12 protein-coding genes are annotated in these 20,844 nt (G+C 38.5%); 3 read left to right on the top strand and 9 right to left on the bottom strand.

Going from position 1 to position 20,844, the window contains the following annotated elements:
* Window positions 1–57 precede the first annotated feature (57 nt).
* The 4 genes from ABEG20_RS03690 to ABEG20_RS03675 form a co-directional block, all read right to left on the bottom strand.
* Window positions 58–2,445, bottom strand: coding sequence for an FtsX-like permease family protein (locus ABEG20_RS03690; RefSeq protein ID WP_406826045.1), 2,388 nt, complete (start codon window positions 2,443–2,445; stop codon window positions 58–60).
* Window positions 2,446–2,533: 88 nt separating this feature from the next.
* Window positions 2,534–4,903, bottom strand: a complete 2,370-nt coding sequence (locus tag ABEG20_RS03685) for an ABC transporter permease (protein WP_406826044.1) — start codon at window positions 4,901–4,903, stop codon at window positions 2,534–2,536.
* Window positions 4,904–5,117: 214 nt separating this feature from the next.
* The gene (locus ABEG20_RS03680) at window positions 5,118–5,816 is read right to left on the bottom strand and encodes an ABC transporter ATP-binding protein (protein ID WP_406826043.1); all 699 of its coding nucleotides are present in this window, start codon (window positions 5,814–5,816) and stop codon (window positions 5,118–5,120) included.
* 155 nt (window positions 5,817–5,971) lie between these two features.
* Entirely contained in the window at window positions 5,972–7,216 is a 1,245-nt protein-coding gene (locus ABEG20_RS03675; RefSeq protein ID WP_406826042.1) for an efflux RND transporter periplasmic adaptor subunit, read from the bottom strand.
* A gap of 242 nt (window positions 7,217–7,458) precedes the next feature.
* Here ABEG20_RS03675 and ABEG20_RS03670 point away from each other — a divergent pair, with 242 nt between their 5' ends.
* The 3 genes from ABEG20_RS03670 to ABEG20_RS03660 all read left to right on the top strand — a co-directional run bounded on the left by ABEG20_RS03670 (window position 7,459) and on the right by ABEG20_RS03660 (window position 12,557).
* A complete protein-coding gene (locus ABEG20_RS03670) occupies window positions 7,459–8,829 on the top strand; it encodes a sigma-54-dependent transcriptional regulator (protein WP_406826041.1) in 1,371 nt (456 codons plus the stop codon).
* Window positions 8,830–8,927: 98 nt separating this feature from the next.
* Window positions 8,928–10,283, top strand: coding sequence for a sensor histidine kinase (locus ABEG20_RS03665; RefSeq protein WP_406826040.1), 1,356 nt, complete (start codon window positions 8,928–8,930; stop codon window positions 10,281–10,283).
* A gap of 84 nt (window positions 10,284–10,367) precedes the next feature.
* On the top strand, window positions 10,368–12,557 hold the full coding sequence (locus tag ABEG20_RS03660) for a bifunctional alpha,alpha-trehalose-phosphate synthase (UDP-forming)/trehalose-phosphatase (RefSeq protein ID WP_406826039.1): 2,190 nt from the start codon (window positions 10,368–10,370) through the stop codon (window positions 12,555–12,557).
* A 298-nt stretch (window positions 12,558–12,855) separates the two neighbouring features.
* Here ABEG20_RS03660 and ABEG20_RS03655 read toward each other — a convergent pair whose 3' ends face one another.
* From ABEG20_RS03655 to ABEG20_RS03635, 5 genes are all read right to left on the bottom strand, one after another.
* The gene (locus ABEG20_RS03655; RefSeq protein WP_406826038.1) at window positions 12,856–14,640 is read right to left on the bottom strand and encodes a glycoside hydrolase family 15 protein; all 1,785 of its coding nucleotides are present in this window, start codon (window positions 14,638–14,640) and stop codon (window positions 12,856–12,858) included.
* A 614-nt stretch (window positions 14,641–15,254) separates the two neighbouring features.
* Window positions 15,255–16,523, bottom strand: coding sequence for a glucose-1-phosphate adenylyltransferase (locus ABEG20_RS03650; protein WP_406826037.1), 1,269 nt, complete (start codon window positions 16,521–16,523; stop codon window positions 15,255–15,257).
* Between the two features lie 8 nt (window positions 16,524–16,531).
* Window positions 16,532–17,944: a glycogen synthase gene (locus ABEG20_RS03645; RefSeq protein ID WP_406826036.1), complete on the bottom strand. Its 1,413-nt coding sequence runs from the start codon at window positions 17,942–17,944 to the stop codon at window positions 16,532–16,534.
* Between the two features lie 798 nt (window positions 17,945–18,742).
* Complete coding sequence (gene cobA, locus ABEG20_RS03640; RefSeq protein ID WP_406826035.1) at window positions 18,743–19,537, bottom strand: uroporphyrinogen-III C-methyltransferase; 795 nt, start codon at window positions 19,535–19,537, stop codon at window positions 18,743–18,745.
* Window positions 19,538–20,002: 465 nt separating this feature from the next.
* On the bottom strand, window positions 20,003–20,467 hold the full coding sequence (locus ABEG20_RS03635; protein WP_406826034.1) for a hypothetical protein: 465 nt from the start codon (window positions 20,465–20,467) through the stop codon (window positions 20,003–20,005).
* Between the last annotated feature and the right edge of the window lie 377 nt (window positions 20,468–20,844).

Here is a 20,844-nt window from a genome sequence, read left to right as displayed (position 1 = left end):
GGGCGTAGGGTTTAGGGTCTGGCGTACCTTACGCCTTCGACCTTTCAACCTTCTGCCTTATTCGTATTTCAAAGCATCAACGGGATTGGCATTTACTGCTTTTCTGGCTTGTATGCTTACAGTTATCATGGTTAATAAAATGGTAATCATTGTTGTGGTTATAAAAGGCAACACAGGAAAACCGATCCGGTAGGCAAAGGTTTTAAGCCACATATTGGTCATCACATAGGCAATTGGCCAGGAAATGACATTAGCAATAATGACCAGGTAAAAAAATGAACTGTTGATTAATTTTAGCAGCTGCACATCCGTTGCACCCAAAATTTTACGTACGGCAATTTCTTTCAGGCGGCCATTGGTAATGTATTTGGCAAATGCATATAATCCCAGCAAAGCAATAAAGATGGTGAGTATTGCAGCACCGAAAAATACAGCCTGCAACTGTTCTTGTTTTTTAAAGAGTTTGCCATAAAGTTCATCCAAAAAGGAATAGCGAAAATCTTCCCCGTCAAGTTTATTAATTTCAGGCCATTGTTTTTTTAAGGTAGCCAATGCATCTGCCATTTTATTTTGTTCGATCTTAAGCAGGATTTCCGTTTTAAAACTGCCGCAGGGATCTTTAATCGTATAAATTGTAGGTTGAATTACATTTTCAAAACCCTGGGTTTTAAAATCCTTTATTACCCCAACTATTTTGTAATCTATATCGCAGCCTCTGATGATTTGTCCGACAGGGTGTTGAATACCATACCTGGCAACCGCACTTTCATTTATTATTGCCGAATTTATCGTGTCGGTTTTAAATTTGCCTGAGAAAAAACGTCCTTCTTTCAACTTAATATCCAAAGTTTCAAAATAGTCAAACTCTACATTAACAAAATCGATATTTGCTTTTATACCGTTAGCCTTATAGCTATTTATTCCATTTGGGCCACCAGGAATAAAAGTAGATACAGTTGCCGATTTAACCCCCGGAACCTTTAACAATCTTTGCCTGACAGGTTCGAAATGAATGGAGCCAAATTTTGAAGGATTGTTAAACAATGTCAGATTTTTTACATAAACAACCTGATTGGCATTAAAGCCTAAATCTTCGCTTCGCATGTATTTCAATTGCGAATTGATAATGAATAAGCCTATAATGAAAATAACTGCTATGCTAAATTGAAAAACCAGCAGGCCATTCCGTAGCCAGTAACTTTGTTTACTGGTAGAGAAATTACCTTTAAGTACAAGTGAAGGCCTAAAACCAGATAAAACTATTGCCGGATAAATACCTGCACAGAAGGTAATTAATCCTAAAATAATTGGCATTTTCCAGAATAAACCATTTCCGGTATGCCAGATCGATAAGTGAACCTGAAAGAGGCTGTTAAATTTAGGTAAAGCTAATTCTGCTATAATCAATGCCAAAATGATGGCTACCAGGCATTGCATCAAGATCTCCACTAAAAACTGTTTAGTTAACTGGAAACGATATGCTCCCATAACTTTTTTAATACCAACTTCTTTAGCGCGCTTAGCCGCTTGTGCTATACTTAAATTAGTAAAGTTAATACAGGCAATTACCAAAATTAAAACACCTAAAACAGAAAGTGCTATTAATATTTTATAAGGAGCATCATTACCTGCCTTTGGCTTTAAATGTTGGTTAGACAATGGATCTAAAAAGGTAGAGATGCCTTTTGTTTCTTTTATTGATTTAGTATCGCTGTTATCTTTCAATAATTCTGTCCGGTATAAACTGGTAATTTTTTGTTCAAGATTTTCTACATCAGTTTCAGGTTTTACCTGTAAATAAATGGTGTAATCGTTCATATTATAATGATCGTTCTTGCCAGGTTCATAACCAACACTCACACCGTCGAAAGTAAAGTTAGAATGTAAATTATTTTTTATAGTGCCATTGACGATTCCGGTTATTCCGGAAGTACTTGCCCCAAAACCAACCATTTCTGGTTTATTATCCTTTTTATCGGGAAAAAGCGTTTTCATGCTTTCAGTGCTCAAATAAGTTAGCCTTTCCGCTTCTCCGGCTGGCTTTACCAGGCCATTATTGGGTTTGATATTTAGAATTTTGGCGGCATTATAACTTACCTGTAGAATTTTTTTAGTAAACAGCGTATTCTTACCGTTTTTAATCGTCAGTTCAAAAGCGCTATCTTTTATCACCCCTGCCAACTCAACTTCCGGGAAATTTCGCTTAATGGCCTCTGCAAAAGGAGCAGCAATATAATTGGTCTTAAATTCCGGGTATGTTATTCCAACAACATAGATATTTTTATAATTCGGATTTTCCTTATCAAAACTGGTTTCGTAAGTAAAATAGAGTGTTACCATAATAAAAGCAGCCAAAGCAATGGCCAACCCGCCAATATTAATGGCAGTAATCCCCTTATTTCTCCATAGGTTCCGCAACGCGATTTTTAAGTTGAGTTTGAACATAATTATAAGGTTGAGGGTTGAAAGGTTAAAGGATGGAAGGTTTTGGGCACTTTAGCCCTCTACCTTAAAACCTTCTGCCTTCCCTCCTTTATTCATATTTTAAAGCATCAATAGGGTTAGCTTTGGCCACTTTTACCGATTGCAAACTGACCGTTAAAACTGCAATTAAAACAGAGACCACAATGGCCAGTAAAAAGGGTAAAAATGAGATCGCCACGCGGTACTCAAAAGCAGAGAGCCACTTATTGATAATGATATAAGCAAGAGGAAATGCGATTATATTGGCAATGGCCACCAGCTTTATAAAATCTTTATTCAGCAATACGAGGATATTGCCGGTGCTGGCACCCAAAACCTTACGGATACTGATTTCCTTTTTGCGTTGCTCGGCCATAAAAAGCGCCAGGCCTAACAATCCTAAACAGGAAATGAAAATGGCAAAACCGCCAAACCAGTTCGAAAGTGCCCCTAGCAATTTTTCATTTTTAAATTTCCCTTCAAAAGATTCGTTTACAAATTTTCGGTTTACGGGATAATTTGGTTCCATCTGCTTGACCAGCTCATCAATTTTAGCCAGTGATGAACTGATGTTCTGATTTGGACTTAACCTTGCTATCATCACGCTGGCATCGCCATTTGTACTTGTCCTGAAAATCATCGGAGCTACTCTTTGATAAGCACTTTCTACTACAAAATCTTTTACCACCCCAACTGTGGTTAGTTTTTTACCCCAGAAGGTAATCACCTTACCGATCGGTTTTTTTAACCCCATCATTTTCACCGCAGCTTCATTTAACAACACGCTATTTGTATCATTGGGAAATTTCGATGAAAATTCCCGACCACTAATCATTTTTGTACCAATGGTTTCAACAAAATCATATCCTATCGACCTATGGTTGAAAGAAATATTCTCATTTGGGTTTTTACCTTCCCATTCTACATTTGTAGTATTATTTCCACCCTCCGTAAAATCTGTACTAAACGAAGTAGCATTGCTTACAGCACCTGATGCTAAAAGTTGGGTTTTTAGCAATTCCAGTTTAACGGCATCATTTATTTTACCTACTACGGCTATTTGAATCAAATTAGACTTATCATAACCAATAGGCTTATTTTTTACGTAATTGAGCTGCTGATAAATCACTGCTGTACAAACAATTAAGGCTGCAGCAAAAACGAATTGGCCAACTACCAATACTTTCCTCACCGAAGTGGATGAATCTGTTTTCAGGGTGAAACCTTTTAAAACTTTAATCGGTTCGAAAGAAGATAGATAAAGCGCCGGATAACTGCCGGCAATTAAGCCGGTTAAAACCATCAATCCAAATAAGGTTAACCAAAATGCGCTGTTATGATAATCTATCGTTAATTTAATATCTAACAAACTGTTAAAATAGGGTAAACTCACCTCAATTAAAATAAAAGCTAAAACTGTAGCGATGAATGTGATGAGCAGGGATTCTAAAAAGAACTGATTGATTAAAGATTTGCGTGTTGAGCCGATTGCTTTACGAACGCCAACTTCTTTTGCCCTGCGCTCTGACCGTGCCGTAGATAAGTTCATAAAATTCACACAGGCAATCAGCAAGATGCAAAAGGCCAGCAACAAGAATATTCTAAGTTGATCTATTTTACCACCTACGGATTTACCATTTACAAAATCGTCGTACAGATGCCATTTGTTTAATGGATGCAATAGTGCTACCGACAAATTATCTTTCTGATTGCGCTTATAAATATCATGCATCAGGTTATTTGCAGCAGAGAAAAAGTTATTATCCTGTAATTGAACAAGGGTTAAACACATATTATTCCCCCAATTGCCCTCTTTTGCCCAGGTTTCCCGTTTTTCGAACAAAGCCCATGGCATAATACATTCAAAAATTAAGCTGCTGTTTGCTGGTGCATCTTCTATTACGGCTTCAACCTTTAATACGTCCTGATTTTCCAGCTTTACCATTTTATTAATCGGATCTTCATTTCCAAATAATTTTGTTGCGAAAGACTTGGTCAGAATAATGGTATTTACATTTTTTAGAACTGTGGCCGCATTACCTTTAAGAAACTTATAATCCAGTATTTTAGTAAAATTCTGATCGGCAAATATCGCACTGCTATTGATCTTATTATCGCCAACGGTAATGAGTTGTTTTCTAGGGTAGGTAGTGTGAGCGGCATATTTAACGCCGGGGATTTTTTCCTGCACTTCTTTAGCCATCACATTTGGTGTCCATGCCCAGCTAAAGGTTTTACCACTTGCCTCCATGTTTTGATAAACTACATAAGTTTTATCATGATTGGAGAATTGCTTATCATAACTCCACTCGTAAGCCACATAAAGTAACAAAACCATACAACTGGCTAAGCCAATGGCTAAGCCACCGATATTAATCAGAGAGAAACCCTTGTTTTTCCAAAGGTTACGTAAAGCTATTTTCAGGTTTAATTTGAACATATTTTTATTGCTTGGCGATAGGTGATTAGCATGTGGCGTTCAAAAATACCTACCGGGTGTTTATTACTATTTTGCCTTCCCCATCTTCCCATCCGGGAAGATGATTGGGCGGCTATTATTAACTAAACTAAAATCTCTTTTATAAGGTGTAAGGTTTAGGGCTGAGGGTTTAAGGAAGATTAACCTTACACCCTAAACCTTTTACCTTAAACCTCTATATCAGCTCTTCGTTTCTGCTTTTATTTATTTTTTCTGAGATCACATGGCCGTCTTTCAGGTTAATGATCCGGTTAGAAAAACTGGCATCGTGACTGGAGTGGGTTACCATTACAATGGTCGTTCCGGTTTCATTCAGCTCGCACAATAACTCCATTACTTCGTTCCCATGCGAGCTATCCAGGTTTCCGGTGGGCTCATCGGCCAAAACCAGTTTCGGTTTGGTAACTAAAGCCCTGGCTACTGCTACCCGCTGCTGCTGTCCTCCCGATAACTGTTGCGGAAAATGTCCGCTTCGGTTTACAATATTCATTCTCTCAATAATTTCGTTTACCAGTTTTTTACGTTCTGTAGCAGGAATCTTATTGTAAATTAAAGGCAGTTCAATATTTTCAAAAACGGTCAATTCATCGATCAAATTGAAATTCTGAAAAACGAATCCCATATTTCTTTTGCGGAAATTTGAACGTTCCCTGTCATTCAGTGTTAAAAGCTCGGTATCAGTAAATTTGTAGCTTCCACTTTCCGGCTTATCCAATAACCCCATCACATTTAACAAGGTAGATTTTCCGCAGCCTGATGGGCCCATGATGGAAACAAATTCGCCTGCTGCCACATGGAGATTGATGCCATTAAGTGCAGTGGTCTCTACTTCTTCCGTTTTATAAACTTTTTCCAGATTTTCTATTTTAATCATCGTATCAAGTATTTTTAGTATTTAGTATCAAGTATCGAGACCTGATTATATTATTGGTTAACTTTAACCCCATTTTTTAACAAACTCCAAACTCCAAACTCCAAACTCCAAACGCCAAACGCCAAACGCCAAACGCCAAACTCCAAACGCCAACCCTATTTGTTAATCTCCACCTGATCATATTGGTTAAACTGATCATAAGATGAAGTAATTACCTCGTCGCCTTTCTGCAAACCATCTAATATTTCATAATACAGATAGTTTTTCCGACCGATTTTGACATTTTTTTTGGTTGCTTTTCCATGGTTGACCAAAAATACCCAGGAGCCACCTGTACTCTGGAAAAACTGTCCCTGAGCAAGAAGCAATGATTTGCTGTTATCAGACAAAGTTAATTTTGTTTGCAATGATAATCCTCGGCGTAAACCTTCAGGTGCTGCACCTTTAAAAACCATTTCTACCTGAAATTGCCCTGCTGTAACCTCAGGTATTACTTTACTTACGGTTAAGTTATAAGTTTTCCCATTAAATTCACAGTTTGCCGTTTGTCCTTCTTTTACCCGGTTAATATAATATTCATCAACACCGGCCTGAAGTTTATAACCTTGCAATACGTCGATCTTTCCGATCATTTCATTGGAATTATAAGATTTACCGATTACCGGATCGTAAGAGGAGAGTTTACCAGAAACGGGAGCTTTGATGGTCATATTTTCGATGTTCTTACGGATCATCTCCAAACTTTCGTTCATCTGCCCCATCGATTGATCGATCTGTGCCAGTTGCATTTTACGGCTTTGATTCTCTTGTTTTATGGCCTGACGTACAATTTTCAATTTGCCCTGGTAATATTCATAATCCTGGTTAGACTTGTTAAATTCCTGTAGCGTAATCACCTTTTTGGCAAAAAGCGCGCTATCTAACCGGTACTGACGGGTTGCCGTACGCAAATTATTCTCTACGTCCAATACATCCTGATTCAGGATTCTTTGATTCTGTTCTAAATCTAACCTCGATTTACGCAACTGGTTAATTTGTTCGGTGGCAGCCGTTTGTTGCGAGGTGTAACCCAACATGGCATTTGAATTTGCGATCCGCAGCAGTGGAGTCCCTTTGACTACAGATGCACCATTTTCAGTAAAAATCTCAGCAACCGTTCCACCTTCTGATGAGCTTACAATAACCGAGGTTAAGGGAACTACACTGGCATTTAACAGTACAACATCTTCAAAATCGCCATATTCTACTTTACTAATGGTTAATTTATCGGCATCGGCATTATAAACCTTTTTGAGGGACAAAGTATAGCCATAAATTACAACTGCTACAAAAGCAATTGCGCCACCTATTATTAACAGGGTTTTAGTGCTAAATCTTTTTTTCTCTATTTTCTTATCCATGTGTTCGGTTCGTACTATTTGGCTTCACTAATAACCAAGGTTATGCCAAAAGCCCCAAACACATTTAAAAAACTGTAAATCAGAATTTTAACATCGTAATTATTTTTTATATGTTCATTTTCGGACACTCCCTGTGCGGGAGCGGACAGTTTTATTAAATTTGCCTCAACCCATCATCCACTCTTCAGAAGATGGGGTTTGCAAAAGATACAAGTTAAAGATTAAATTAATAGGGAGAGTTTATGTTAGACGCCACAGTTTTAATTATTGATGATGATGACGATATCTTACTGAGTGCCCGTTTGTTTTTAAAACAACAGGTAAAACAGGTCATTACGTGCAAATCGCCTAAAGAGATCAACGTTTTATTGAGCAAAAATGAAATTGATATCATCCTGCTGGATATGAACTACCAGAAAGGTGCCAGCGATGGCAGAGAAGGCCTTTATTGGTTAGAGCATATTTTATCAATCGATAAAGATTACGTGGTGATATTAATGACTGCTTTTGGTAATGTTGAACTGGCAGTAAAAGCCATAAAAAAAGGAGCTACCGATTTTATTCTTAAACCCTGGGAAAACGAAAAACTGTTTGCTACCCTTTCATCCGCATCTAAACTTCGCGAATCGACCAAAAAGGTAAAAAAGCTGGAGAAAATACATTCATCGCTCCAAAAAGATCTGACAAGAGGTTTCGAAAATATTGTTGGCCAGGCAGATGAAATAAAGCAAATACAGCATACGCTCTTAAAAGTAGCCCCTACGGATGCCAATGTACTTATCCTTGGCGAAAACGGAACTGGTAAACAGGTTTTCGCTTACGAGATCCATGGAAACTCACAAAGGAAAAACCAGGTATTTATGCATGTTGATTTAGGCGCTTTAAATGAAAATTTATTTGAAAGTGAATTATTTGGTTATGCCAAAGGCGCTTTTACAGATGCCAAAGAAGATAAACCTGGCCGCTTCGAATTAGCCGATGGCGGAACAATTTTTTTAGATGAAATTGGAAATTTAACACTACCGCTTCAGGCTAAATTACTAAGCGTTTTACAAAACCGTACGGTTACCCGCCTGGGTGAAAGTAAAGCGCGTAAGGTAAATGTACGCCTCATCACGGCAACCAATATGCCTTTGAATGAAATGGTGGCAAAAAACACATTCAGGCAGGATTTATTGTTCCGCATCAATACCGTAGAGCTTTTATTGCCAGCGTTACGCAAACGTGGAACAGATATTTTACTGTTAGCCAACCACTTTATGCAGGCTTTTAGTTTAAAATACCATAAAAACATACAAAAACTAAGTAATAAGGCCCAGGAAGCATTGTTGCAATATAAATGGCCCGGCAATGTACGCGAATTGCAACACGTTTTAGAAAGAGCCGTTATTATGAGCGATGGCGCTGATATTACCGAAGATGATCTGCAACTGAGTCCACAACGCTATGCACAGAACAATACCTTACCAGATGAAATGGCACTGGAAGATATGGAGAAAATGATGGTACAGAAAGCTATTGATAAACACAAAGGCAATATATCAAAAGCCGCGGCAGAACTGGGTTTAACCCGCGCAGCACTTTACAGAAGAATTGAGAAATTTGGAATCTGAGAGCGGTAAAAGGCAGGAAGGTTGGAGGCGGAAGGTTTTATTTCATTCTCAATCTTGAACCCTCCACCTTCTAATCCTCTACCTTCAACCTTATAAACATGTTCTACCAACGCTTTACCTTCCGTTTAATATTCCGCCTGCTGATCATTAATCTGCTGGGCTACCTTTTATTCTACCTCATCAAAAACACTGAGCTCTGGTTTACCATCATAGGAGTTGCCTTGATTTTATTGGGCTCCATTATTTCACTTTATTACTATATCAATCAGATCCGGTCGGATATTAACCGTTTCATTTTGGCCGTAAAAACAAGAGATCATACCTTAAACTTCAAAAATAAGGTAACTAAAGGCAGTTTCCCGGAATTATATGAATCATTTAGTGATATTTTACTGGTACATAAACAGATCAGGTTGGAACAGGAGGCCATGTTTCAGCTGATCAAAACCATTTTAGAACAGGTTCCGGTCGGTGTAATTGTAGTGAGCAATACAACAGCAGAAAAAGATGACGAAATTGCCTTTTTCAACCAGGCAGCTTCTAACCTTTTGGGTGTACCCGCCTATAAGTATTGGCACCGGTTAAAACAGCATCTCCCAATATTTGGAACAGAAATAGAACAGATTTTAACAGGAGGAAAGCGGTTTCTGGAACTAAAAATTCAGGATAAGCTGATCCAGTTGTCTACAGAGGTCATTCCCTTAAACCTTTACGGAAAAAACTATTTCATCATCAGTTTTCAGAATATTAAGGATGAAATCGAGCAGAAAGAAACAGAAGCCTGGAACAGGTTAGTCGGCGTTATTTCGCACGAAATTTTAAATTCCATTACCCCCATCAGCTCATTATCGGATACGATTAATAAAATGGTAACCGATAAAAAGAATTTAACAGCAGATGAAATGGACGATCTCAGAACTGCGCTGCACACTATACAAAGACGCTCGTCTGGTTTACTGGATTTCGTAAAAGATTACCGCTTAATTGCTGAACTCCCTACGCCAAACCTCGAGCCGCACACCATTGGCGAAATATTAAAGCACATTAAGGTGCTGATGCAGCCATTTGCAAAAGTTAAAAATGTGGTGCTGGATGTAGAACAGACCTCATCAAAAATTACCATCCAGTTAGATCTGAAATTAATAGAACAAGTATTGATCAACCTCATTACCAACAGCATTTATGCAGTCGAAAATAAGGAAATGCCTTATATTAATGTAAATTACCGTTTAGAAAACACCAAATTGTATCTAGATGTTACCGATAATGGAAAAGGTATCGATGCCGGAGATCTGGAAAAAATATTCGTTCCGTTCTACACCACCAGGAAAAATGGATCGGGCATCGGACTAACCATCAGCCGTAACATTATGAAGATGCACAGGGGGAATATCGAAGTCATTTCTACTCCCCAAAGTGGTACAACTTTTTCGCTGGTATTTAACTACGTTTAATCATCTGAATGTTTTTTTGACCTAAAAATGCAAACAAAACCAGTTTGATATGCTTTTAAAGATGTAGATACATCAAATACGAGCATGAAGACAGTTATAATATCGAACAGACTCCCCGTTAAAATCATTGAAGAGAACGATGAATACACGTTTATTCCCAGCGAGGGCGGCCTTGCCACCGGCCTTGGCGATGTGTATAAGTCTGGCAATTCCATCTGGATCGGATGGCCGGGAATTGAGGTTCCGCCAGAACGTCAAGAAGAAGTTACACACAAACTCGCCGAATTAAACCTCTATCCGGTTTTCCTCACCCAAAATGAAATTAACTTATATTACGAAGGCTTCTCAAATGAGGTATTATGGCCTGTATTTCATTATCTGGTTACCTATGCACATTACGATCAAAGCTATTGGGATTGCTACCAATCCGTAAATGAGAAATTCGCAAAAAGTGCCATGCAGGTACTGGGCATAAGAGATAAAATCTGGATTCAAGACTATCAACTGCTCCTTTTACCAGGTATTTTAAGAGAAAAACTTCCAAATGCGACTATTGGTTTTTTCCAGCATATCCCTTTTCCATCATATGAAATTTTCAGGCTAATCCCCTGGCGGGAAGAATTATTAAATGGTTTAATAGGTGCTGATTTGATTGGTTTCCACACCTACGACGATGTAAGGCATTTTATCAGCACAGCCACACGTTTGCTGCCTGTAAATTCCTCATCAAATGTACTCAACAGCCATGAAAGGCAAATCGTAGTTGAAGCTTTCCCTATGGGAATAGATTATGATAAATTTTCAAATCTAACCGAAACCGAAGAAGTCAAAAAAGAAATTGATTATTTCAGGACCGGGAAAGAAGAAATGAAAGTAATCCTCTCTATCGATCGGTTAGATTATAGTAAGGGCATACTCGAGAGGTTAAAAGCAATGGAATTACTATTGCAGCACCATCCCGAGTATATTGGCAAAATCGAACTATTCATGATTGTGGTTCCCTCTAGGGATACCGTGCCACAATATAGTGAGCTGAGAGACCAGATTGATCAGTTTGTTGGGAATTTAAACGCAAGATACCGCTCCATAAGCTGGATCCCGGTAAATTATTTTTACCGCTCATTCCCCATTGAAGTACTTTCTGCATTGTACGCTACGGCCGATATCTGCCTGGTAACGCCTATGCGCGATGGAATGAATCTGGTCAGTAAAGAATATGTGGCCAGCCGTAACCACCAGGATGGTGTATTAATTTTAAGCGAAATGGCCGGCGCCTCGAAGGAATTAACTGATGCCGTTATTGTTAACCCCAATAATATGGGCGACATTATGGAAGCGATTGTAACTGCACTAAAAATGCCTTTGGAAGAGCAACAGCAACGCATGACAGCCATGCGGGCGATAGTAGAAAAATTTAACGTTAAACATTGGGTTAACAATTTTATTTTAAGATTAAACGAAGTGAAAGATTCTCAAAAATCATTATTAACCAAACATGCAGTAAACTCGATTAATGAAGTAATAGCTGCTAAATATGCAACAACAACCGATAGGGTTTTATTTTTAGATTATGACGGCACACTGGTAGACTTTACCGGGAACATTGATGATGCCTCACCTGATGACGAACTTTATGATTTGATAGAAAACCTGACCATTGATCATGCCAACAAAGTAGTGATTATTAGCGGAAGGAGACATGAAACACTGGAAGAATGGTTTGGCCATTTAAAGGTTGACCTCATTGCTGAGCATGGTGCATGGCAAAAATCGTATGGTGATAAATGGAACAGTCTGCCCCTGTTAACAGACCAATGGAAACAGGAAATAAAGATTTTATTAGAAACCTATACAGATCGCACTCCAGGATCGTTTATTGAAGAAAAAAGTTATTCATTGGTGTGGCATTACCGAAAAGCAGAAGAGGGATTAGGAGATTTGAGGGCCAATGAAATTGTTAGCCATATGAAAATCCTGGCTGCCGATAAAGGCCTGCAATTAATGCCAGGCAATAAGGTAATCGAGTTTAAAAATATAGAAGTGAATAAAGGAAAAGCTGCGCTAAACTGGTTGTATGATAAAAACCCTGATTTTATTCTGGCATTAGGCGACGACCATACCGACGAAGACATTTTCAAAGTATTGCCAGCTGATGCTTTTACCATAAAAGTTGGCAACAACATCTCGGAAGCAAAGTATTACCTGAATGATTTTAGAGAGGTTAGAAAGCTACTTTGGAGTTTGGTAAAGGAGGAATTTGTAGAGCGGGGTTGATCAATAAATTGTCATTTCGAACGGAGTGCAATGCGGTCGGTATCTGAGATCGTCAACCTGAAATTGTCTCAGGATCTTTATTTATACTAAAGATCTCTCCATTCCACTGCATTTCAGTCGAGATGACGATTTTTTAATTGGAAATCCAACACTAAAGCCTCCACAGACCTTTTATTATAAAAGCTTTGACAGCTTAACAGGCATAGTGCGTGTTTAAAGTTGTCAAAGCTTTGGTGTTTTTAGCTGGTCGAGACTTGTAATCTCGACCACTAAGCTGTGGATTTGTAATCCACTATCACTACAAAAATATTGGCCTATCCAGTTTAATTGCAATGCGGTAAGCCGCATTCATTAAACCTACATGGCTGTAAGCTTGCGGAAAATTACCCCATTGGCTACCAGTTTTAGCATCAACATCCTCGCTAAATAACAACAGGTGATTACAATATTTAATGATGTTTTCGAATTCTTTAATGGCTTCGTCAGTACGGCCCACACAGGCTAAAGCCTCCACATACCAAAAAGCACAGATTAAAAATGTTGTTTTTGGTTTACCAAAATCATCAGCATGTAAGTAGCGATAGAAAAGCCCATCCTCTGTTTTCAGTTCTTTTTCCAATGCAATTAAATGGTCCTTTGCCCGATCAGAAGCCGGATCCAGGTAGTTCATCATAATCAATTGTAAGGTGCTGGCATCTAAATGTGGGCTTCCCACGGCATTGGTATACACTTTTCTTTCAGGGTCATAGCAGGCTTCAATATGTGCAGCTGCTTTATCGATTAATATCATTGCACGTTTTTCGAAATCCTCATTACCAATTGTTTTAGCCATTTTTAAAGCAGCCTGAGCGCCAGCCCACTGAAAAAGGTTACTATAGCAGTGCATATTGGCAATATTTCTGAATTCCCAGATTCCAGCATCTTTTTCATCGATAGTGCGTTCAATTTTAGAAAGCACACTTTCAATCCATTTTACCGAATCGCTACGTTCTGAGAACACGAAACGGTGATCGGTGTAAAGAGGCAGCATCGAAATTAAAACCTGACCGTAAATATCATTCTGGATGTGCTCATAAGCCTGATTTCCAATCCTGATCGGTTGTTCGCCCTTATAACCATCCAGATGGTCTAAAGTACGTTCCGTAATTTCCCGCTCACCGGCAATGCCATATAGCGGTTGATACCGCTTATCTTCTGCGTGAGAAATGTCAGAGAGGTAATTGAAATATTTCTCCATTTCTTCAAAATGCCCGATATGGTTTAACGAAGTTAACACATAATGCGAATCGCGTAACCAGCAATAGCGGTAATCCCAGTTTCGCGTGCTACCTGGCGATTCCGGCAAACTTGTTGTACTGGCGGCAATAATTGCTCCGGTATCTTCGTATTGGTGGATTTTCAAAACCAGGGCTGACCGGATTACAAATGGTTGATAGAATCCTGCTATAGAGGAGTGTTTGATCCATAACCGCCAGTATGAAATCGTTTCACGAAGAAAATTTTCGGCTGTACTCACTACAGGCGCTTCCAGATTCTGCCCATAAGTCATGATCAGGTATTTCGCCTCATTTAATACAAAAGCCTTTTCATCAATAATATAAGTGAGCGATACATTGGTGCTTAAGCGGATATTTTCATCACAGCCTAAATAATCGATGTGATTACTACCCCTGCTCGATTTCATTTTACCTTTCCCATAATCGCAAACCGGCTCACATTTGATGGTAATGCGTGGATTTCCCTCTAAAGGTTCGATTTTTCGGATGAACATTAAGGGCTTAAAATAGCGTTCGTAGAGGTGAAAACGAGGCGCAAAATCGGTAATGCGGTATTTTCCATCTTCAGCAGTAATTTCTGTCCTTAAAACGTTGGTATTTTCGATATAATATTGGTTAGAGGTAAATTCACCCTGTGGTAAAATCGAAAATTCACCTCCTTTTTTCTTGTCCAATAAACTCCCAAAAACAAACGGACTATCGAAACGTGGCCAGCAAAGCCATGAGATATCAGTATTTTTATTTACGTGTGCAATGAAAGCGCAATTTCCTATAATTCCAGTTTGATAAAGGTGCTGTTCGGCCATAAGCTAATTTTTGTTTATTTTACTAACAAGCTTATGGGGAAAATGTTGGGTAGAAAAATAAAAAGACGTCGCAGGTTTTAACTAAGGCTGTCATTCTGAGTGCAACAAAGAATCTGCAAGCCAGGAACCACACAATTGACTTCACAAAATTATTTAGACATTTTGCTTTCAAAGATTCTTCACTCCGTTCAGAATGACAAACAAAAGAAGATTTAAGGAAAAGACCTACGAGGTTTTAACTAAGGCTGTCATTCTGAGTGCAACGAGGAATCTGCAAGCCAGGAACCACACAATTAACCTCACAATATTATTTAGACATTTTGCTTTCAAAGATTCTTCACTCCGTTCAGAATGACAAACAAAATAAGATTTAAGGAAAAGACCCCGCAGGTTTTAACTAAGGCTGTCATTCTGAGTGCAACGAAGAATCTGCAAGCCAGGAACCACACAATTGACTTTACAAAATTATTTAAACATTTTGCTTTCAAAGATTCTTCACATCGTTCAGAATGACAAACAAAAGAAGATTTGATAACAAACAAAAAGACCTCGCAGGTTTTAAAATCCTGCGAGGTCTGGAAAGATTTTTCGCTGCGCTTAGAATAACAGTTTATCTAAATTACTGTACCGCTTGGTACCACTGCTCCCTTTTTAATAACCACTATACCATCTTTTACAGCATAGAGTTCAAAATCACCATCTTCCAAATGGTCGCCACCATTAATTTTCACATCGTTTCCGATCCGACAATTTTTATCGATGATGGCATTATTAATGAAACAACGGTCGCCGATACCGATCAAAGAATTGCCCTTATTGTTTTCTTCCTGTATCTCTTCCAATGTCTGGTACCTGTCGCTGCCCATAATATAGGCATTGGTAATTACCGTATCTTTTCCAATTCTCGACCTGATGCCTAAAACAGCATGTTCTACCTTACTGGCCTGAATAATACAGCCTTCTGCAATAATGGTTTTATCTAAAGTAGTACCTGAAATTTTTGATGGCGGTAACATTCTTGCCCTTGTAAAAATAGCATGGTTACTATCAAACATATTAAATTTAGGTATTTCGTCTGTTAAGCCTAAATTGGCTTCGAAGAAAGATGAAATGTTACCGATATCGGTCCAGTATCCCTCGTATTGAAAGCTTAAAACCCTACTCTGGGTAATAGCCCTTGGCAAAATTTCCTTACCAAAATCTTTCTCCTCTTCGTTATCGTTTAAGATATTGATCAGGTAATCGCGGTTAAAAACATAAATCCCCATTGATGCCAGAAAGTTACGTCCCTCCCCTTTCATTTCTTCACCGGTATCAGAAACCCAATCCTCCAAGCCGGTTTTTGGTTTTTCGATAAAAGAAGTGATCATGTTTTCCTCATCAGCCTTTAAAATACCAAAATCAGTTGCATCTTTAGCCGTTACCGGGATGGTAGCAATGGTAATTTCTGCATTGGCCTCGATATGTTTCTCGATCATATCTTTAAAATCCATCTGGTAGAGCTGATCTCCGGAAAGGATTAAGATATAATCAAACTCATGTGAAACAATGTGATGCATGCACTGACGTACCGCATCTGCCGTACCCTGGAACCAGCCAGCGTTTTGCACCGTTTGTTCAGCAGCCAAAATATCAACAAAAGCCGTACTGAAGTGACTAAAATGATACGTATTTTTGATGTGTTTGTTAAGTGATGCCGAATTAAACTGGGTTAACACAAACATACGGTGGATACCCGAATTGAGACAGTTCGAAATTGGAATATCTACCAAACGGTATTTACCAGCTATCGGAACTGCCGGTTTAGAACGTGTTTGTGTTAGTGGCGATAATCTAGAGCCCTGGCCACCGCCAAGGATAACGCCTAAAACTTTGTCAGTCATGCTTAAGCTTATTTTAAATTTTGGTATAATTCTATATAATTCAAGGCTGCCCTATCCCATGAATGATCGATTTTCATCATGGTTTTTCTTACAGCTTTAAATGCCTTTTTATCATTGTAAAATGCAACTGCACGGTTAATAGAATGCATAACATCCCAAATACTCGTTTGATCGTGGCAGATCCCAAAACCATTGTCGCCAATATCGATTACGGTATCTTTCAGCCCGCCTACCCTTCGCACAATCGGAACTGTGCCATAACGTAAGGCATAAAGCTGGTTTAAGCCACAGGGCTCAACTCTTGATGGCATGATCAGGAAGTCTGCACCGGCATAGATCTGATGCGAAACCTGTTCGTTATAACCGATATAAGCATTGTATCTGCCGCCAAAGAAATCCTTCAATTGATTTAACCTTCCTTCCACCCAACTATCTCCGGAGCCTAAAACCAAAATATTGATGTTATCGCCGTGCTGTTGCAAAGCAGTATAAAAGATGTCGGGCAAAATATCGGCACCTTTTTCATCAACCAATCTTCCGATAAAGGTAAACAGGGGCTTAGATGAATCTAATTGAAAAACATCACAGAGTGCTTTTTTGTTTGCCAATTTCCCAGCTTCAACTGTTTTTATAGTAAAACCTTTATTTAGCATAGGGTCTGTTTCAGGATTCCATACTTCGCTATCAATTCCATTTAATATGCCAACTGACTTCCACCGCTCCTGCCTTAACAAACTTTCCAGACCGCGCGCATTACCCATCATCTCTTCAAGGTAAGTTGGCGATACCGTGGTTACTTTCCAGGCACATTTAATAGCCGAAGCCAAAGGATTGATGGCATCATCCCAGCCTAGTAACCCACCCTTCCATAAATCGAATGCCGGTAAATAGTACAGTTTATCCCAGCCGAACTGACCTTGATATTGCGCATTATGAATGGTTAAAACCGTCGGCACGCCACTAATTGGTTTATATTTTACACTATTTGAAACCATAAAAGGAATTAAACCGGTATGGTGATCGTGACAATGAATTACATCAGGGCGATGCTCCCATTGTACAATCCAGTCTAGTGTAGCAATCTGGAAAGCAATAAATCTTTCCGTATCGTCCTGATAGCCATATACATTTGAACGATCCGTTAAACCCTGGATATGAACAATATATAAATCGAAGCCAAGTTTATTGGATTTTTCTTTTAAAATACGGTACTGAAAGTGGTTATTTCCATAGTTTGCCCAGGCATCGTACGTTACTTCAAATTCGCTTTCGCGGATAAATTTGGTATCGTAAGCCGGCACAACCACTTTGGCAATATGCCCCAGTTTATTCTGGTATTTTGGTAAAGCCCCTACCACATCGGCCAAACCGCCAACTTTTGCAACAGGGTAACACTCGGCGCTTATATGTATAATTTCCATCAACTATTTGGTGTAGATAACCCAAGTAAGTTACTAATTGTTTTGAGCTTTACAAATAATGTAAATTATATTATTAGTTCATTATTTTAGGTTTAAACTAAAGCTTTTTATCAGTGGAAGTTAACATCAGTCTATACTGATAAGGCCCGGAAAAAAATCGCTGTATCGACTGTTGAAAAGCGAATGGAGAGACCTGATTTTTTTAATTTAACTGTTTTTTTATTAGAAAGTGAGCGTTAGTTTCTCCGTAGCGGCTCCCAGTTCTGCTGCTCAGCTACCATTGACAGAGTCCAATAGAATGGTCGTCATCTCGACCGGAGCAACGCGAAGTGGAGAGATCTATTTGGTTAGATTTTGCTTCACAGAGCCTTCGGGTTCTAAACTGCGTTGCACCCGATTGATATCGGATCTGCCCGACATGACGGTAACATGAGGGAATTTTTACATGAAGATTAATTACTATCATTCATATCGATTTTTATCCAATAAATTATCCCTTGACTGGGCATTTAAATGCTTTGATGGGCCTTATTTAGTTGCCGTTCTATCGTATTAAGATTACCGTTTTCAAGGGAATGACGACCTTTCAAAATATTATTCTGCCAAAAATCTCCAAAATCATTTCTGAGACAGCCCCATCTATTCTACTATAAAACCCTGAAACAAGTTCAGGGTGACGGATTGTGGTAATGATTGCGGCTAAGCAATTATATTTAATGCATAAAAAACGAAAAAACCGCTTAAATCCATAAGCGGTTTTTAACAACAAAACAAATATATTCTTTGGTTTAAAAATATCTAATACTCTTCGGCAATGATTTCGTAAAAATCGCGGATAGGCTGAAATTGAGGATGTAATGATACCACATCGCCAAAAACCAGTAAAGCCGGAGCCGTTATTTTTTTATCTTCAACAATTTCGGCAATGGTATCTACTATACCCACTGCAATTTTTTCTTCTGGTGTAGAACCATTTTGAATGACTGCAACCGGCAACAGGTTTTTATGCTCTGCCTGAAAAATAGCCGCAATTTCTTTTACTTTTTCAATTCCGTTCAAAACTACAATGGTAGCTTTGGTTTTTGCAGCAATGTATAGATCTTCAGAGATTTCGCCCCTGCTGTTTGTTCCCGTTACTGCCCAGAAACTTTCGCTCATATCTTTATAAATCATCGGAATTTTTTGCAAACTCGGCGCACCGGTAGCACTCGAAATACCAGGAATGATTTCAGTGGGAATACTATAAGATTCTGCGGCATCTATTTCTTCATATCCTTTTGCAAAGAAAAACGGATCGCCACTTTTTAAACGTACAACATGGCCATAGTTTAAGGCATAATCAACAATAAGCTTGTTCACTGCATCCTGGGAGAATGATTCATCATCACTACGCTTACCCACGTAAACTTTTGGTATACCATCTGGTGCATGACACAATAAAGCTTCGTTTACATTTGCATCATACAAAACAACATCAGCTGTTTTTAATGCTTTAACCCCTTTTAAACTAAATAAATCCGGATCGCCAGGACCAGCACCTATTAAAGTAATTTTTGGTTCAATGTTCGCTTTTTCTACTTTATTCAAAATCATAACAGATAATTTAAGCTTGTTGTACGTTTGTTAACAATACAAATATATAAAGTCTATGGGAATTGTAGTAATTTATTTTAAAATAATTTTCTTGCCTCGCTATAGCGTTTTATCAGGAAAAAAGCTCAATCTAAGCGTAGTCCTCGATCCGCCAGAAATGACCGGTTTTCTTAATGCGATATGAAAATCTGATTTTAAAGATTCTTCGCTGCGCTACCATTGACAGACTCCAATAGAATGGTCATCATCTCGACCGGAGCAACGCGAAGTGGAGAGATCTATTTAGTTAGATTTTGCTTCGCAGAGGGTCCGCTCGAAATGACGGTAACATGAGGGATTTTTACATGAAGATTAATTACTGTCATTCATATTGATTTTTATATCATAAATTATCCCTCAGAATGACAGCAAAGAAGAAAAAATCTTTGTTTTCTGTGTCTCTGTGGCAAAAAAATATATGAGTACTTATCTACAATTTACTTCCGCAAAAGTAAATTTACCGGCTTCGTAATTAATGGGTTTCCCTTTAACAAAATACGATCTGCCCAAAGTGGTTTCAATCTGCGCAACGCCCATGATGAGTTTACCATCTTTCTTTAGAAAGGCCAATGGATTGGTAAATGCCTTTGTCGTATCATTACCCGTGTTGAACCGATAATCAACCAGCAAAGTGTCGCCATTAAACTTACCATTAATCTTCCCGTTATTTTGAGGCTTGTCAGCGTATTTTACCAGGAGTGAACCAGTTACTTTACCGGATGCCATGGTTTTTACAATCATAGCAGCACTGTCTTTTTCGAAGAAAGCGGCATAACAGGTTTGATTGATCACCGAGTCTTTTTTTGCAGTATCAGCCTTTTTACCTGATTGGTTACAGGCAAAAACAGAGGGAATAGCTGCAAAAATGAAGTACAAGAGATTTCTTTTCATGTGGCTTGCAATTTGGGTTTGAGTTTTATAATGTAATAAGGAGATGAAAACTTTTGACCATTTCCATAACTTAAATATACAAAAAAACCTACAACGAAAAATGGGATACCATTTGGCACCCCACTGAAATTGCTTTCACTTTAGAACAAACTAAAGCTTTCATTATTATATTTGGTTGTGGTTCTCCAATTTAAGATTTTTAGGATTGTATGATTTTAGGATTAATGAGTTAAATAAAAATCTGATTAATTCCATCCTCCATTTTCCATACTCAAGATCTTTCGCCTCCGCTAACATTGACAGAGTCCAATAGAATGGTCGTCATCTGGACCGGAGGAACGCAAAGTGGAGAGATCTATTTAGTTAGATTTTGCTTC

The organism is Pedobacter sp. KACC 23697, from assembly GCF_045348445.1.
GTDB lineage: Bacteria > Bacteroidota > Bacteroidia > Sphingobacteriales > Sphingobacteriaceae > Pedobacter.
This window is presented reverse-complemented; position numbering and strand designations above follow the sequence as displayed.

What these genes read in the sequence shown, in the direction of transcription:
- ABEG20_RS03690 (WP_406826045.1), bottom strand. Translation starts at nt 2,445, where the DNA reads ATGTTCAAACTCAACTTAAAAATCGCGTTGCGGAACCTATGGAGAAAT.
- cobA (WP_406826035.1), bottom strand. Translation starts at nt 19,537, where the DNA reads ATGATTTTGAATAAAGTAGAAAAAGCGAACATTGAACCAAAAATTACT.
- ABEG20_RS03660 (WP_406826039.1), top strand. Translation starts at nt 10,368, where the DNA reads ATGAAGACAGTTATAATATCGAACAGACTCCCCGTTAAAATCATTGAA.
- ABEG20_RS03680 (WP_406826043.1), bottom strand. Translation starts at nt 5,816, where the DNA reads ATGATTAAAATAGAAAATCTGGAAAAAGTTTATAAAACGGAAGAAGTA.
- ABEG20_RS03665 (WP_406826040.1), top strand. Translation starts at nt 8,928, where the DNA reads ATGTTCTACCAACGCTTTACCTTCCGTTTAATATTCCGCCTGCTGATC.
- ABEG20_RS03655 (WP_406826038.1), bottom strand. Translation starts at nt 14,640, where the DNA reads ATGGCCGAACAGCACCTTTATCAAACTGGAATTATAGGAAATTGCGCT.
- ABEG20_RS03645 (WP_406826036.1), bottom strand. Translation starts at nt 17,944, where the DNA reads ATGGAAATTATACATATAAGCGCCGAGTGTTACCCTGTTGCAAAAGTT.
- ABEG20_RS03675 (WP_406826042.1), bottom strand. Translation starts at nt 7,216, where the DNA reads ATGGATAAGAAAATAGAGAAAAAAAGATTTAGCACTAAAACCCTGTTA.
- ABEG20_RS03670 (WP_406826041.1), top strand. Translation starts at nt 7,459, where the DNA reads ATGTTAGACGCCACAGTTTTAATTATTGATGATGATGACGATATCTTA.
- ABEG20_RS03635 (WP_406826034.1), bottom strand. Translation starts at nt 20,467, where the DNA reads ATGAAAAGAAATCTCTTGTACTTCATTTTTGCAGCTATTCCCTCTGTT.
- ABEG20_RS03650 (WP_406826037.1), bottom strand. Translation starts at nt 16,523, where the DNA reads ATGACTGACAAAGTTTTAGGCGTTATCCTTGGCGGTGGCCAGGGCTCT.
- ABEG20_RS03685 (WP_406826044.1), bottom strand. Translation starts at nt 4,903, where the DNA reads ATGTTCAAATTAAACCTGAAAATAGCTTTACGTAACCTTTGGAAAAAC.